Origin of the sequence: Pseudomonas sp. ZY71 (assembly GCF_036542145.1) — a bacterium.
Classification (GTDB): domain Bacteria; phylum Pseudomonadota; class Gammaproteobacteria; order Pseudomonadales; family Pseudomonadaceae; genus Aquipseudomonas; species Aquipseudomonas koreensis_A.
On sequence record NZ_CP144274.1, the window covers coordinates 4,473,696 to 4,488,996 of the forward strand.

Sequence of the window (15,301 nt, forward strand, 5' to 3'; positions counted from 1 at the left end):
TTTCCATGCAAGCAATGATGCGTTTGACCCTGGCCGGCGCGGCCCTGCTCTCTTCCACCGCTTGGGCGGCCGAGGCACCGATTCAACCGAAAGTTGTGCTGATCACCATGTTCGCCCCCGAGGCACAACACTGGATTGATCGCATGGAGTTGAAGCAGGAAATCCGCGTGCCGGGCCTGTCCGCCGAGTACCCGAGCATCCGCTGCAATGCGCAGCAGGTATGTCTGTTGACCACCGGCATGGGCCAGACCAACGCAGCCGCGTCGACATTGGCGCTGGCCTTGTCGCCGAAATTCGACCTGCGCAAAAGCTACTTCCTGATCGCCGGCATTGCCGGGATCAGCCCGAAACACGGGACCATCGGCACCGCTGCATGGGCGCACTATCTGGTGGAATTCGGCACGCAATGGGAGATCGATTCGCGTGATACGCCGTCGAGCTGGCCGACCGGTTATCTGGGCATCAACACCAAAGGCCCGAACGAAAAACCGCCGCTGGACTACAAGACCGAAGTCTTTGAACTCAACCCGAAACTGCAAGCCAGGGCCTTCGCCCTGAGCCACAAGGTCGAGCTCAGCGAGAGCAAGGAATCGGCAGCATGGCGCCTTAAATATCCGTCAGCCCCGGCCAATCAACCACCGGTGGTGACGCGCTGCGACACACTGGCCGGCAACACCTGGTTTTCCGGCACGCGCCTGAGCGAACGGGCTGAGGTCTGGACCAAGTTGCTCACCGACAACAAGGGCGAATACTGCACGACGCAACAGGAAGACAACTCGACCTATGAGGCCTTGCTGCGTGCCGGTCGCGAAGGACTGGTCGACGTGCAACGCCTCGCCGTGGTGCGTGCTGGCTCCGACTTTGACCGTCCTGAGCCGGGCGGCAGTGAAGTGGACAACCTGCTCAAGTACGCCGATCAGGGCGGCTTTGTGCCGGCGCTGGAAAACCTCTATCGCGCGGGTAATCCGCTGGTGCAGGACATCCTCAAGCATTGGTCGGCATGGGTAAACGGCGTCCCGCAATCCTGAGCTCGACACCGATCTAATGTAGGAGTGAGCCTGCTCGCGATCGCGGTGTGTCAGTTGATACATGGGTGACTGATACACCGCTATCGCGAGCAGGCGAAGGCCTACACGGGGTTTTGCGGTGGGTCAGGGAATGAGGATGACTTTGTCGCCGCTGCCTTGATTGACGTCGGCGTAGCGCGCCAGGCCTTCGGCCAACGGCGCTTCGACCAACCCTTGCGGCAACGGCAGCAAGCCTTCATCAAAGAACCGCCCAAACTGCTCGAGCATCGCCGCACAGGCTGCAACGCCATAAAGCAGCGAATTGATCCCGACCACCGAACCGCCCTTGCGATACAGCGCCAGTGCCGGCAGTTGCACATGCCCGTCCACCGGCGCGGCGATGATCGCGATCCGGCCGAAGGTAGCCAATGCCGCCACCGACGCCGGCAGCCAGAAACCAGTGGTATCGAAGATGACATCGGCGCCGCCGCGATATACCGCGTTGACCTGCGCGCCAAGGTCTTCGGGCTTATCCAGCTGAATCGTTTGATAACCCTGCGCCTGCAACTCCGCCACCTGCTCCGGGCGCCGCGCCGCCGCCAGCAACTGCGCGCCACGCACTTTCGCCAGCGCCAAAGCAGCGGTGGCCACCGCCCCGCCGCCGATCACCAGCAAACGCGTTTCGGCCGTTACCAGACTGCGTTCCAGCGCATCCCACGCTGTGGTGTAAGGCACGCCGAGGCTGGCCGCCTGGGTGAAACTCAGGTGCGAGGGTTTGTGTGCCACACCATTGGCCGGCAGTTTGACGAACTCGGCATGCGAGCCATCGGCAAAAAAGCCCAGCTCACGGCCAGTGCCCCAGACCTCCTGACCGATCAACGCCTGCGGGCCTTCGACGACGACACCGGCGAAATCCCGGCCGGGAATCCGTGGCAGCGTGGTGTAGGGGAAGCGGCCGAGGACGTTTTTCACATCGCTGGGATTCAGCCCGGCAGCCTTGATCTGCACCAGCACTTCGTCAGCGCCGGGTGCCGGGGTCGGCACCTCCACGTAACGCAGGGCAGACAGGTCGCCGGTTTTATCGAATTGCAGTGCTTTCATGAGGACATCCACCGAAGGAAAAGAGGAAATTCAGGGCAACCAACCGGCGACCAATTGCCGGCCCATCGGCCACAGCTGCTCACCGGCCAGCATGCCGAGCAAGCCGACCAGCGCGATGGCCGGTGGCGCCGGAGAACGGAAGTCCAGCGCGCCATAGAGCAGGCCGACGCCGAGACCGATGGCCAGCGAAATCAGGTAGTTCATGGGGAGTCACTCCGCCGTTTGAAGGGAATGGACAGAGTTTAGGGAACCGGCCGGGATGGAATCGGCCAAGGACTTCTGAATTTCGGACAAACCTTTGGAGCCAACACAGTCCATTGTAGGAGTGAGCCTGCTCGCGATAGCGGTGTGTCAGCTGATGCATAGTTGAATGACACACCGCTATCGCGAGCAGGCGAAGGCCTACAGGTCTTAGGCCAGTCTGATCATCCGCTGTGAGTCATGAATTGCGAGGGGGCGACACCCAATTCGCGGCGAAACATGTCGCTGAAACTACTGGGTGAATAGCCGAGTTCCCGGGCAATCACACTCACCGCCACGCCCTGAATCAGTTCCGCCACCGCCGTCGCCAGTTGCACCTGCCGCCGCCACTCGGCGAAGCCCATGCCGAGGCTGTCTTTGAACAACCGCGCCAACGTGCGCACGCTGGCTCCGGCATTTTGCGCATGCTGCTCGAAGGGAATCTCCAGCGACGGCGCCGCCATCACCGCCTGACACAGATTCATCAAGCGCCGGTCGGAGTCGTCCGGCATGGGGATCTTCAGCTGCGAACGCCTTGCGCGTTTCAGCTCCAGCAAGGCCAACCCGACCAGTGCTTCGTAATACGCCGGATCACCACTGTCGCCCTGCTCCACCAGCCCGACAATCAACTCGCGCAGCAACCCACCGACCTCGATCACCTGCACCGTCTGATCCAGTGTCGCCGCCAGCGCCGGGCGCAGGTAGATATTGCGCATCTGCAGATCCGACACCACCCGAATCCCGTGCGGCACACCCGGCGGCAACCACACTGCGCGCTGCGGCGGTACCACCAGCGCTTCGTGCGGCGTCTCGACCCACATCACCCCGCTCATCGCATACAGCAACTGCCCCCAGACATGCTCATGCGGCTCGATAAACAAGCCGCGCGGATAGGTCCGCGCCACACGTTGCACGGGCACATCGGTATCACTGAGATCGGGCGGTGCTGCAAGGGCCATGGCGAGCATTCATTGGGGTTGGCGGAAAACCCATGGTAACCAGTGCGCCACGGCGTCGCCAACGATAGAGACCGTCGGACAATCCGAGTGAATTTTCCCGGTGCGCCGCGATCCCTCTATTACCACAGGGAGGAATACGGGCTTTATGAACAACGCAAAACTCTATGTCATCGACTACACCCTTCACGGCACGCCCAAATCGTTCATTATCCGCTCGGACAAGATGGACAACGCCGAGGCGTGGCACTGGGCAAGCTGCGACGCCGGGGTCGGCCGCATCCCGCGTTTTGGCCGTGAGAAGGTGCAAAAGACCAGCAAACCGATGGCGGAAAAATTCGGCGTGGAAAACGTCGTGTGGCGACCGACCAGCTAAGCTCTGCCTGGCGATCGGCATCATTCGGGGGAATGCACCATGAGCAACATCAGCAGCCCGGCGCATCTGGACTACGGCCTCGATACGCTGTTCGGGCGGATCACCAAAAGCGTGGACTGCCGCGTTGGGCTGGAGGCGGTCGAAGATGATCCGTTTTGCTTTGCCCTGCGAGTGCCGGCACCGCTGCCGGAAGATCTCGACCAGGCGAAAACCGTGGTGGTCAGGGTTGAGGGCCGACGGCTGCAGGGCACGGTGCGGCATACCGAGCGGCTGGAGGATGAAAGTCTGAAACTGGAAGTGGAGCCTGATTAGGCTCCACTTTTTTATGCGTCGTTGTTCATCCGTGGGCGCATTTACAGCCCTTGGTTGAACACTCTTCACCACTTTTGTGGTGGTGGGCGCAGGCCTCGCAGCAATAGTGTTTGCCGTGGACGGCGTAGGCATGATCGCCTTCTTTGATGGTGCACTTGCAGTTGGGACAATCGCATTTTCTATCGGGCATGGGACAGACTCCTTGGGTGGGGGTTGTCTGGGGCTTGAGGGGCGAGCCGTGATAACCAGTGTAGAAGCTGTCGGAGATTTGGGGGGTTGGGGGGGGTTGGGGGTTTGGGGGCATATCCGTTGCTGCGGTAACGGCTGCTTAGGGTTCCGCCCTTACGGCGGGTCACTTTTTCCAGACGCCGAAAAAGTAACCAAAAAGGCTTGCCCCGGCGTACGGCACTTCGCTGAGGCTCAGTGTTCCCTCGCTACGGTGTCCATCCGGGGGCATCGCCTACGGTTTGCTTCGCTGCACCTCCTCTCGATGTGTGCGGCTTCGCCGCACGGCGCTTCGCGCCCACCCCCCGGATGAACACCTCCGCTCGGCCTGCCGAAGGGGCAAAAGATCAAAAGCCGAAGCCAAAGCCAAAGCCAAAGCAAGATCACAAGCCAGATCAAGAGCCCCTCACCCTAGCCCTCTCCCGGAGGGAGAGGGGACTGATTGAGGTGTTTGGGAGAGATAAGCCGACGTGCGCTACCGCGGTGAACTCAGATTCTGAAAGGCCCACCATCGGCCCCCTCTCCCTCGGGAGAGGGCTGGGGTGAGGGGCAGCCCCACCACAAAACCAAAGCCGAACACCCGCTCCTCACCACTCAATAGGCCGAGTGTCAGCTCGCCTGCTCTTGATCTTGATCTGTAAGGCGACGTCGGAAGGCTGAGTGGAGGGATTGATCCGGGCGTGGGAGCGCAGCGACCGTTTGGCGCAGCCAAACACAGCGAGAGGAGGTGCAGCGAAGCAAACCGGAGACGCTGCGCCCGGATCGATCCCGGAGCGAAGGAACCCCGAGCCCCAGCGAGCGGGCCGCACGTAGGAGCAAGCCTTTTTGGTTACTTTTTCGGCGTCTGGAAAAAGTGACCCGCCGTAAGGGCGGAACCCTAATCAGCAACACCCGAAGCAACGGATATGCCCCCAATCCAAATCACTCAGCAGCACGCGAACTCCTATACATAAACACCAAAGCCACCCCCAAACACACCATCGCCAAAATCCGCGAACCAGACAACTCAATCGCCGGATTCCCCAACCAGCCAAAATTATCAATCAACATCCCCATCCCCAACTGCCCGACAATCACCGCCACCGTCGCCACAGCCGTCCCCACCACCGGCACCGCCCCGACCATCACCATCATGTACACCACGCCAAACAACGCCCCCGTCAACTGCCACTTCGGCACATCCAACAGGCTCACCGCATGGGCCGGCTCAAAAAACAAAATCAACAACCCAGTCGTTACGGCGCCCACAACAAACGTCAACAAACTACTGCGCAACACCCCAACCGACTCGCCCAGACGCCCATTGATCGCCGCCTGCACGCTCAACACCGCACCGGCCAACACCACCACCGCCAACAAAATAATCAGACTCATCACTCACCCCCGCGCAATCAAAACCAAAGCCACCACAATCAACCCCAACGCCAGCCAGCGCTCGGCATTAACCTTCTTGCGCGTCGCACCGAACCAGCCGAAATGGTCGATCAGCACACTCTTGCCCACCTGACCGGACAGAATCGCGATCATGGTCATGGCAATGCCGATATGCGGCGTCGCCAACGTCAGCACCACCACATACATCGGCCCCAGAAACCCACCGATCAACTGCCAACGCGGCAGATCAGTCAGGGCCGGGCCTTTTTGCGGCCCCGCAAACAACAGCAGCAAAAACAGAATCGCCGAGCCAACCCCGAAGATGCTCAAGGTCGCCCACAGATGCCCGACCTGCACACCCAACGGCCCGAGCAACCCCGCCTCCACCGACAAGCCCATGCCCGCGAGAATCACCAGCGGCAGCAACAACAAGCGCAATCCGGATTTCGTCGCCGGTGCGCTGACACTCACCTCATCCAACGTCTGCATAAACAACCTTCCACTCAAGTAAACGATGGCGCGGATTATCGACTGGCCAAGCTGTGCGATAAATGGGAGCATCCGGACAACACTTTTGCGCAACTCGCACAGCAGGACGAACGATGCACGGGCTCAACGAACTCGGATTCAAGGCGCTAAGGCTGTTTGTCGCCGTGCTCGATCACGGTAGTTTTTCCGAAGTCGCCCGCCGCGAAGGTGTGGCGCCCTCGTCGATTTCCCGGCAGATCCAATTGATGGAGCAGGCGTTGAACCAGCAATTGCTCTACCGCCACACCCGCGCCGTCACGCCGACCGAAGCCGGGCGCATGCTCGGTCATCATGCGCGGCTGGTACTGGTGCAACTGGAAGAAGCCGAACAAGCGTTGCAAGAACAGCAAAGCGAACCCACCGGCCTGGTGCGCATCAACGCCCCGGTGGTGTTCGGCCAGCGCCATCTGACGCCGTGGCTGGGCAAGTTATGTGCGCGTTATCCGAAGCTGCAACTGGATATCCAGCAGACCGACCATTACGTCGACCCGTTGCAGGAAGGCGCCGACCTGTTGTTCCGCATCGGCCCGTTGCACGATTCGAGCATGCAGGCACGGATTCTCGCGCCGCATCGCTTTCAGGTCGCGGCCAGTCCGGCGTATCTCAAGCGCCACGGTACACCGCAGAAACCCGAAGATCTGGCGCAACACCAATGCCTGGCCTACAAAGGCGCGACCGGCCAGCAGCGCTGGTTTTTCCGTCGTGATGGTGAGGAATGGACGCCCTATTCGGTCAAAGGCCCGATCACCGGCAACCACGCCGACACCCTCACCCAAGCCGCTGAACAGGGTTTGGGGCTGGTGATGTTTCCGTCGTGGCTGATTGGCGAAGCGGTGCGCGACGGCACGCTGGTGCCGGTGTTGGGGGAGTATCAGGTGTCGAACAGCCTGGAGCCGCAGCAGATTGCGGTGTTGTGGCCGGGGAGCCGGAGGTTGTCGGTGAAGGTGCGGACGGTGATTGATTTCTTTGTCGAATGCTTTGGTGAAGTGCCCTACTGGGACAGGCCTTGAGGGGATGAAGATCAAGAGCCCCTCACCCTAGCCCTCTCCCGGAGGGAGAGGGGACTGACCGAGGTGTCTCGGGGCATCCATCGACCGGAAAGATTCTGTCGATTATGGATTCGGTAAAGCTGTTTCAGGTCGGCGTAGTTCCAAAGCATCCCCCAATCAGTCCCCTCTCCCTCCGGGAGAGGGTTAGGGTGAGGGGCTTTTCACGCTGTCAGATCCGGAACTGGCCCACAAGTTTGCCAAGGCGCTGCCCCAGCTCCGCCAGACTGCGCGACGTCTGCGCACCCAACTGCGTTTCATCGGCCACGCTGTCCACCGCCACCGCAATCTGATGCACGCTGCGGTTGATCTCTTCGGCCACCGCCGTCTGCTCCTCCGCCGCGCTGGCAATCTGCGCGTTCATCGAGTTGATCGTCGCGATCAGCTCGGCCATCGCATCCAGCGAAGCCCCGGCCTGATTGGCTTGCTGTGAAGTGCCGTCACCCGCCTCGCTGGAGCGGCGCATCGCTTCGACCGCCGATTGCGTGCCCGCCTGCAAACGATCGATCATGCCCTGAATTTCCTGGGTGCTGATCTGCGTTCGACTGGCCAACGCCCGTACTTCGTCCGCCACCACGGCAAACCCGCGCCCGGCTTCACCAGCCCGCGCCGCTTCAATCGCCGCGTTCAATGCCAGCAGGTTGGTCTGCTCGGCAATCGAACGAATCACCCCGAGCACGCCGACAATCGACGTCACGTCCTGCTGCAGGCTGTCGAGCGACACGCCGCTGCTACGAATATCATCCACCAACGCATGAATCTGCTTGATGCTGCCGGCCACCACACGCTTGGCGCTCTGGCCTTCTTCGTCGGTCTGCTGAGCAGCGACGGCGGCGTTCTGCGCGCTCTTCGCCACTTCCTGTGCGGCGGCGGACATTTCATTGATCGCCGTGGCGACCTGATCGGTCTCGTGACGCTGACGTTCCATCGCCTGATCCGAACGCTGGGCCTGATCCGACACCTGCGTCACCAGCCCGGTCAGTTGCGTGGTCATTTCGGTGATCTGCCGCACCAGGCCATGGATCTTGTCGACGAAGCGATTGAACGAGCCGGCCAGTTCGCCGAGTTCGTCCTGGCTGGTGATGTTCAGTCGACGGGTCAGATCGCCCTCGCCCGCCGCGATGTCATCGAGGTTGGCCTTCATCAAATTCAGCGGACGCAAAATGGTATTGGCCAGCAGCATCCCCGCTGCCGCAATCACCAACAACACCACCACCGCCACGCCGACGATGCTCAGCACCACGCCTTGCACACGTTCCTGCACCTGCGCTTCGACCAACGCCACTTGTGCCTCGATGCCGTCGAGGTTGACCGAAGTACCGACGGCCATGTCCCACTTGGCCAGATATTCGGTGTAGCCGAGTTTCGGCACCAGCACCTTGGCATTCCCCGGCAGTGGCGAGCTGTACTGCAGATAGTGCGTGCCGTCCTTCGCTACTTTCACCAGACCGAGATTGACGTAGACGCCGTTCGGATCGCGGTTGTCCTTGAAGCTTTTGCCCACGCCTTCGGGGTCATTAGCCTTGAACAGGCGCACGGTCTCGGAGTCGTAGCCGAAGAAGTAGCCGTCCTTGCCGTAGCGAATACCCGACAGCAGTTTGATCGCCTGCGCTCGCGCCTCGTTATCACCGGGAGCCGCCGCGTCGTACAGCGGTTTGATCGTGGTCATGGCCACGGCGACGTAACTTTGCAAAGTGGCTTTGGCGTCGCCGAGCAGGCGTTCGCGGGTCTGTTCGACCTCTTTGTGCGCCTGTTCCTGGAGGATGAACAGCGTGGTCAGGCTGATGACCAGCGCAAAGAGCAACACCGGGAGAACGGCGAGGGAGAGGACTTTAGCCTTGAGGCTCAGGCGCATTGTGGGAGCTCACTCTTTTGGTTTTATTGGCGTGGTTAAAGGCTTTAACGGCACGCGCAAGCAAAAGTTGAGTCAGGGATTTCCCCAATCCCCTGTAGGAGTGAGCCTGCTCGCGATAGCGGTGTATCAGTTGGCAGATGTACTGACAGATACACCGCTATCGCGAGCAGGCTCACTCCTACAGGGGAGACGTGGGGTTTAAAGAACCATCGCGGCCACCCAGCCGAACGCCAGCAGCGGCAGGTTGTAGTGCAGGAACGTCGGCACCACGGTGTCCCAGATGTGGTGATGCTGACCGTCGATATTCAGGCCGGAGGTCGGGCCCAGCGTCGAATCCGAAGCAGGCGAACCGGCGTCGCCCAACGCACCAGCGGTACCGACGATGCATACAATCGCGATCGGGCTGAAGCCAAGTTGCACGCACAGCGGCACGAAAATCGCTGCCAGAATCGGCACAGTGGAAAACGACGAACCGATGCCCATGGTCACCAGCAACCCGACCAGCAGCATCAATAGTGCACCGATGCCCTTGCTGTGATTGATCCACGACGCCGAGGATTCAACCAGCGTCTGCACTTCGCCAGTGGCCTTCATCACTTCGGCAAAACCAGACGCGGCGATCATGATGAAGCCGATCATCGCCATCATCTTCATGCCCTCGGTGAAGAGGTCATCGGTCTCGCGCCATTTCACGATGCCTGATGCCGAGAAGATCAGAAAACCGACCAGTGCCCCGATAATCATCGAGTCCAGCAGCAACTGCACGATGAACGCAGCGGCAATCGCCACACCGGCAATCATCAGGCTCAGCGGGTTGTACTGCACCGCGACTTGCTCGACCTGCTCGATCTTCGCCAGGTCGTACACGCGTTTCTTGCGGTAGCTGATAAACGCCATCGCCAGACCAAAGACCATGCCCAGCGCCGGAAGGCCCATGGCGTGGGTGACGTTGATGCCGCTGATGTCGACGCCGCTGCGCGCAACATTCGCCAACAAAATCTCGTTGAGGAAAATGTTACCGAAGCCCACCGGCAGGAACATGTACGGGGTGATCAGACCGAACGTCATGACGCAGGCGATCAAGCGGCGGTCGAGTTGCAGCTTGGTCAGTACATAGAGAAGCGGCGGCACCAGCAGCGGAATGAACGCGATGTGGATCGGCAGGATGTTCTGCGAAGCGATCGCCACCACCCACAACAGGCCGATCAGCAGCCATTTGACGCTGCCACCGCCAGTCGCATGCTGACGGTCGACCATCGCCAGGGCCTTGTCGGCTAGCGCATGGGCCAGGCCAGACTTGGCAATCGCCACGGCGAAAGCGCCGAGCAACGCGTAGGACAACGCCACCGTCGCCCCGCCGCCCAGGCCGCTGTTGAACGCCTTGAGCGTGGCATCGATGCCCAGACCACCGGTCAGGCCGCCGACCAGCGCGCCAACGATCAAGGCGATCACCACGTGCACGCGGGACAGGCTGAGAATCAGCATGACGCCGACTGCCGCTATGACTGCATTCATTTCACTACCTCAAAAAACACTGCGGTGGAAAACACACCGCCAGACAGGATGAGTCCGCCAACGGTTCACCGGCGGATTTGCAAAGAGGGTCTTATTAGAAGGGCGCGCACTGTGCCGCAGAGTGGCCGCAGTGTCAAAGCGAGCGGGCGATTTCGGGTGCGGCAATCCGTCATATTGAGTTTCAAGGATAAAGAAAGCCGATTTGCGGCCGTTACAGTGCAAAGTCTCAGATATTTATCGAATAAGGACGTCTCCATGTCGCTCAGACAACTTTCCATCCAATGGAAAATCACCCTGCTCGCCGGCCTCTGCCTGGCCGGTATCGTGACCCTGTTGGTCGGTCTTTCGCTGTATCGCATGGAGCACAGTTCTGCACTGGTGAAAGCTTCGAGCATGGAAATGCTCACCGAGTCGGCGCAAGCGCGCATCGAGTCGCAAGGTGAGGTGCAGGCTGCCGGCATTCGCCAGCAGTTCATGGACGCCTATCAATACGGCCACGGTTTCTCGCGCCAGGTTTTGTTCCTGCGTGAACAGGCCGAGAAACGCTTTCTCGATGCCTTCGACCTGCGCGAAGACATGACCCGTCAGGTCAAATCGGCGTTGCAGGCCAACCCGGACCTGCTCGGCCTGTCGCTGGTGTTCGAAGCCAACGCGCTGGACGGCAAGGACGAATTGTTCGCCGGCCAAGCCGAATTGGGCAGCAATGACAAGGGCCGTTTCGCCCTGTACTGGTCGCAACCAACGCCAGGCAAAGTCACCTCGATGGCCCTGCCGGAAAGCGACATGGCCGACACCAGCACCGGCCCCAGCGGCCAAGCCGCGAACGCCTGGTTCACCTGCCCGCGCGCTACGCTCAAGCCGTGCGTAATCGAACCCTACTTCTATGTGATCGACGGGCAAAAAGTGCTGATGACCAGCATCGTCTTCCCGCTGATGGTCAATGGCAAAGTCATCGCTTCGCTGTCGGTCGACATCAATCTCAACAGCCTGCAAGCGATCAGCCAGGGCGCGAGCAAAAAGCTCTATGACGGCCAGACCGCCGTGAGCATCATCAGCCCCGCCGGCCTGCTCGCCGGTTACAGCCCGGATGCCGGCAAACTCAGTCAGCGTCTGGATGCCGTCGACAAAATCAGTGGCGCCGAACTGCTGAGCAAACTTGCCTCCAGCAGCAGCGTCAGCAGCCTGCACAGCAACGGTCAGTTGAAAGTGCTGTCGCCGTTCCCGCCGATTCCCGGGGGCCCGTCGTGGGGCGTGTTGCTCGACGTACCGGAAAAGGTCCTGGTCAGCCGCGCCGAGGCGCTCAAGCAACAACTGGATGCCAGCAATAACTCGGGCACTTTGATCGAACTGAGCCTTGGCGTGCTGGCGGCGTTGATCGGCTTGCTGCTGGTGTGGCTGATGGCGCGCAGCGTGACCAAACCGATCCTCGGCGTGGCACATATGCTCGAAGACATCGCCAGCGGCGAAGGCGACCTGACCCGCCGTCTGGCCTACGACAAAAAGGACGAACTCGGTCAGTTGGCCGGTTGGTTCAACAAGTTCCTCGACAAGTTGCAGCCGATCATCGCCGAGGTGAAACGCTCGGTGCAGGATGCGCGCAACACCGCCGATCAGTCCTCAGCGATTGCGACCCAGACCAGCGCTGGCATGGAACAGCAATACCGTCAGGTCGATCAGGTCGCCACCGCATCCCACGAAATGAGCGCCACTGCGCAAGACGTCGCCCGCAGCGCCGCGCAGGCTGCCGAAGCGGCCAAGGATGCCGATCGCGCTACCCGTCAGGGCCTGACGGTGATCGACCGCACCACCGCGAGCATCGACACCCTCGCCGCCGACATGAGCGCAGCGATGGTGCAGGTCGAAGGCCTCGCCGCCAACAGCGAGAAAATCGGCGCGGTGCTGGAAACCATCCGCGCCATCGCCGAACAAACCAACCTGCTGGCGCTCAACGCCGCGATCGAAGCGGCCCGTGCCGGTGAGGCTGGCCGTGGTTTTGCCGTGGTCGCCGACGAAGTCCGCAACCTCGCCCGCCGCACACAGGAATCGGTGGAAGAAACCCGTCAGGTCATCGAGCAGTTGCAGAGCGGTACGCAGGATGTGGTCGGGTCGATGGGCAACAGCCATCGTCAGGCTCAGGGCAGTGTCGAACAGGTTGGCCAAGCGGTGACCGCGCTGCGCCAGATTGGCGATGCGGTGACGGTGATCAGCGACATGAACCTGCAGATTGCCAGTGCCGCTGAAGAGCAGAGTGCGGTGGCGGAAGAGATCAATAACAACGTGGCGACGATTCGCGATGTCACCGAGTCGCTGTCCGGGCAGGCGAATGAGTCGGCGCGGGTGAGCCAGTCGCTCAATAGCCTGGCGAATCAGCAGCAGAGTTTGATGGATCAGTTCCGGGTGTGATCCGAAGGTTGTGGGGTGTCAGTTGGATTCCCCCCTCACCCCAGCCCTCTCCCCCCAAGGGGGCGAGGGGGAAAGGGAGCCGATCTCCGTGCCATTCAAAACCTGAGTTCGACTCCATATTTCAGATCACGATGATGCTTTCAAAACCTGAGTTCGGCTCGGCATTTCAGATCACGAGGATGCTTTCAAAACCTGAGTTCGGCTCGGCATTTCAGATCACGAGGATGCTTTCAAAATCTGAGTTCGGCTCGGTATCTCCGATCACGGGGAGGCTTTCAAAACCTGAGTTCGACTCGGTATCTCACGTCGGTGTACCTCGAATAAACAACGCGGTCAGTCCCCCTCCCTCCGGGAGAGGGCTAGGGTGAGGGGCTTCTAAAGACTCACCGCCGAGGCAACTCGATCACCACCTTCAACCCGCCCCACTCACTCTCACCCAACACCAGCAACCCGCCCCAAGTCTCGACAATATCGCGGACAATCCCCAGCCCCAGGCCATGCCCATGGGTCTGTTCATCCAGCCGCGTGCCACGATTGAATACCTGAGCGCGCTGTTCTTCGGGAATCCCCGGGCCGTCATCTTCCACGCTCAAGGCAAATCCATCCGTACGTTCGATCACACTCAGACGCACCTCGGCGTCCGCCCACTTGCAGGCGTTGTCCAAAAGATTGCCGAGCAACTCGAGCAAATCCTCTCGATCCCACGGCAACTGCAACCCCGCCGGCGCGACATAACTCAGCGCCAGATGCTCGCCATGAATCATGTTCAACGTCGCCAGCAACCCCGGCAGCTCCGCATCGCAATCAAACAGCGCCCCCGGCAGTGCATCACCGGACAGCCGTGCCCGGTTCAATTCGCGATTGAGCCGCTGCTGCACCTGCTCCAGCTGTTCCTTGAGGACCTTGCGCAGCTCAGGATGAGCATCGAGTTTTTCGCTGGACGCCAGGCTCAACAGCACCGCCAATGGCGTTTTCAACGCGTGCCCGAGATTGCCCAAGGCATTGCGTGAACGCTTGAGACTGTCTTCGGTGTGCGCGAGCAAATGGTTGATCTGCGCCACCAGCGGTTCCAGCTCCACCGGTACCTGATCATCGAGTTGTGAACGCTGGCCCTGCTGCAACTGAGCAATCTGTTCGCGGGCCTTTTCCAGCGGTTTCAGCGCGCGGCGTACGGTCAAGCGCTGCAAGAACAGAATCAACAGCAACGCCGCCAGACCCAGGCCCAGCCCGATCTGACGCATGCGCTGAAAGCTCTCGCGCACCGGCGTGTAATCCTGCGCGACGCTGATCGAAATCGATTGGCCCAGGCGTCGATAATCCGAGCGCAGCACCAGCAATTGCTGACCGTCCGGCCCCAGTTGCAGATTACTGTGCAGACCGGGATGGTCGAGCAGCGGCAGATCCTGATCCCATAACGAACGCGAACGCCAATGGCTGTCGGCAAAATCAATGCGGAAATAGTGCCCGGAAAACGGCCGCTGATAGGCCGGTGACAAATGCCGCTCATCCAGTTGCAGGCCTTGCGGCCCACGCACCAATGCCACCAGCAAACTTTCGCTGTCGTTGCGCAAACCGGCTTCGAGATAACGCTGCAAACCCACTTCGAACAACCACAGACTGGTTTGCGCCACCACTACACCGACGACCACCATCACGCTGATCAAACCCAGGCTCAAACGGCGCTGGATCGACCTCACGAAGCTTGCCCGCCGAACAGGTAACCCTGGCCCCGACGGGTTTCGATCACGCTTTTGCCGAGCTTGCGCCGCAGATGATTGACGTGCACTTCGAGGACGTTGGAGTCGCGCTCGGTTTCACCGTCGTAGAGGTGTTCGGCGAGGTGGCTTTTGGAGAGGATCTGCTCCGGGTGCAGCATGAAATAGCGCAACAAACGGAATTCGGCGGCGGTCAGTTGAATATCGGCGCCGTCGCGCACCACGCACTGGCGGCCCTCATCCAGATGCAGCCCGGCCGCCTGCAAGGTCGGCTGATTGGACTGGCCCTTGGAGCGGCGCAACAGCGATTGAATGCGCAACTGCAACTCTTCGGGGTGAAACGGTTTGGTCAGGTAATCATCGGCACCGGCCTTCAGGCCTTCGATGCGCTCGGCCCAGGAATCGCGCGCCGTGAGGATCAACACCGGAATCGCCAGACCACCGGCGCGCCACTGCGCCAGCACTTCAAGCCCCGGCACGCCGGGCAGGCCGAGGTCGAGAATGATCAGGTCATACGGCTCGCTACTGCCCTGATACAGCGCATCACGACCGTCCGCCAGCCAATCCACCGCATAACCCTGGCGTTGCAGGCCGGCGAGCAGTTCGTCGGCCAGCGGTACGTGGTCTTCCACCAATAGCAAACGCATC

Annotated in this window: 15 protein-coding genes and 2 pseudogenes; 6 read left to right on the forward strand and 11 right to left on the reverse strand. The window is 60.8% G+C overall.

Translation table 11 applies throughout. The annotated features are described in order from the left end of the window. Positions 1-5 precede the first annotated feature (5 nt). Positions 6-1,028 carry a purine-nucleoside phosphorylase gene (locus VY732_RS19780; protein WP_331691560.1) on the forward strand — a complete coding sequence of 341 codons (1,023 nt, stop codon included), beginning with the start codon at positions 6-8 and terminating at the stop codon, positions 1,026-1,028. Between the two features lie 123 nt (positions 1,029-1,151). Here VY732_RS19780 and VY732_RS19785 read toward each other — a convergent pair whose 3' ends face one another. The 3 genes from VY732_RS19785 to VY732_RS19795 form a co-directional block, all read right to left on the reverse strand. Next, complete coding sequence (locus VY732_RS19785; RefSeq protein ID WP_331691561.1) at positions 1,152-2,108, reverse strand: quinone oxidoreductase family protein; 957 nt, start codon at positions 2,106-2,108, stop codon at positions 1,152-1,154. A gap of 30 nt (positions 2,109-2,138) precedes the next feature. After that, on the reverse strand, positions 2,139-2,312 hold the full coding sequence (locus tag VY732_RS19790) for a DUF1427 family protein (protein WP_331691562.1): 174 nt from the start codon (positions 2,310-2,312) through the stop codon (positions 2,139-2,141). 221 nt (positions 2,313-2,533) lie between these two features. Continuing rightward, positions 2,534-3,316, reverse strand: coding sequence for an AraC family transcriptional regulator (locus VY732_RS19795; protein WP_077573615.1), 783 nt, complete (start codon positions 3,314-3,316; stop codon positions 2,534-2,536). A 136-nt stretch (positions 3,317-3,452) separates the two neighbouring features. Between VY732_RS19795 and VY732_RS19800 the strand changes: the two genes are divergently transcribed. Together VY732_RS19800 and VY732_RS19805 are read left to right on the forward strand one after the other, a co-directional pair. Further along, positions 3,453-3,680, forward strand: coding sequence for a DUF6555 family protein (locus VY732_RS19800; RefSeq protein WP_034154602.1), 228 nt, complete (start codon positions 3,453-3,455; stop codon positions 3,678-3,680). A gap of 39 nt (positions 3,681-3,719) precedes the next feature. Beyond that, the gene (locus VY732_RS19805) at positions 3,720-3,992 is read left to right on the forward strand and encodes a hypothetical protein (protein WP_077573616.1); all 273 of its coding nucleotides are present in this window, start codon (positions 3,720-3,722) and stop codon (positions 3,990-3,992) included. 25 nt (positions 3,993-4,017) lie between these two features. On the opposite strand, the gene VY732_RS19810 is transcribed toward VY732_RS19805, so the two are convergent. The 3 genes from VY732_RS19810 to VY732_RS19820 all read right to left on the reverse strand — a co-directional run bounded on the left by VY732_RS19810 (position 4,018) and on the right by VY732_RS19820 (position 6,080). Further along, positions 4,018-4,182, reverse strand: a complete 165-nt coding sequence (locus VY732_RS19810) for a metallothionein (RefSeq protein ID WP_077573617.1) — start codon at positions 4,180-4,182, stop codon at positions 4,018-4,020. 956 nt (positions 4,183-5,138) lie between these two features. Next, positions 5,139-5,591: a DMT family transporter gene (locus VY732_RS19815; RefSeq protein WP_116030641.1), complete on the reverse strand. Its 453-nt coding sequence runs from the start codon at positions 5,589-5,591 to the stop codon at positions 5,139-5,141. Positions 5,592-5,594: 3 nt separating this feature from the next. Next, positions 5,595-6,080 carry a DMT family transporter gene (locus VY732_RS19820; protein WP_016987941.1) on the reverse strand — a complete coding sequence of 162 codons (486 nt, stop codon included), beginning with the start codon at positions 6,078-6,080 and terminating at the stop codon, positions 5,595-5,597. A 113-nt stretch (positions 6,081-6,193) separates the two neighbouring features. Here VY732_RS19820 and VY732_RS19825 point away from each other — a divergent pair, with 113 nt between their 5' ends. Then, positions 6,194-7,129 (forward strand): LysR family transcriptional regulator, encoded by a 936-nt coding sequence (locus VY732_RS19825; RefSeq protein ID WP_077573756.1) that lies wholly within the window; start codon positions 6,194-6,196, stop codon positions 7,127-7,129. Between the two features lie 208 nt (positions 7,130-7,337). Here the strand turns inward: VY732_RS19825 and VY732_RS30015 are convergent, their stop codons facing one another. The 3 genes and pseudogenes from VY732_RS30015 to VY732_RS19835 form a co-directional block, all read right to left on the reverse strand. After that, positions 7,338-8,159, reverse strand: coding sequence for a methyl-accepting chemotaxis protein (locus tag VY732_RS30015; protein ID WP_409077500.1), 822 nt, complete (start codon positions 8,157-8,159; stop codon positions 7,338-7,340). A gap of 84 nt (positions 8,160-8,243) precedes the next feature. After that, a pseudogene (locus VY732_RS30020) lies at positions 8,244-9,020 on the reverse strand (cache domain-containing protein); the annotation flags it as partial. A 198-nt stretch (positions 9,021-9,218) separates the two neighbouring features. Beyond that, on the reverse strand, positions 9,219-10,535 hold the full coding sequence (locus VY732_RS19835) for a Na+/H+ antiporter family protein (protein ID WP_116030645.1): 1,317 nt from the start codon (positions 10,533-10,535) through the stop codon (positions 9,219-9,221). A gap of 1,440 nt (positions 10,536-11,975) precedes the next feature. Here VY732_RS19835 and VY732_RS30025 point away from each other — a divergent pair. After that, positions 11,976-12,032 (forward strand): annotated as a pseudogene (locus VY732_RS30025) (hypothetical protein); the annotation flags it as partial. 201 nt (positions 12,033-12,233) lie between these two features. Continuing rightward, positions 12,234-12,938, forward strand: coding sequence for a methyl-accepting chemotaxis protein (locus tag VY732_RS30030; protein WP_370872671.1), 705 nt, complete (start codon positions 12,234-12,236; stop codon positions 12,936-12,938). Between the two features lie 383 nt (positions 12,939-13,321). Here the strand turns inward: VY732_RS30030 and VY732_RS19845 are convergent, their stop codons facing one another. Further along, positions 13,322-14,635, reverse strand: a complete 1,314-nt coding sequence (locus VY732_RS19845; protein ID WP_331691563.1) for a sensor histidine kinase — start codon at positions 14,633-14,635, stop codon at positions 13,322-13,324. Continuing rightward, complete coding sequence (locus VY732_RS19850; RefSeq protein ID WP_016986295.1) at positions 14,632-15,300, reverse strand: response regulator transcription factor; 669 nt, start codon at positions 15,298-15,300, stop codon at positions 14,632-14,634. The genes VY732_RS19845 and VY732_RS19850 overlap by 4 nt, the downstream gene beginning before the upstream one ends. Position 15,301: the final 1 nt, after the last annotated feature.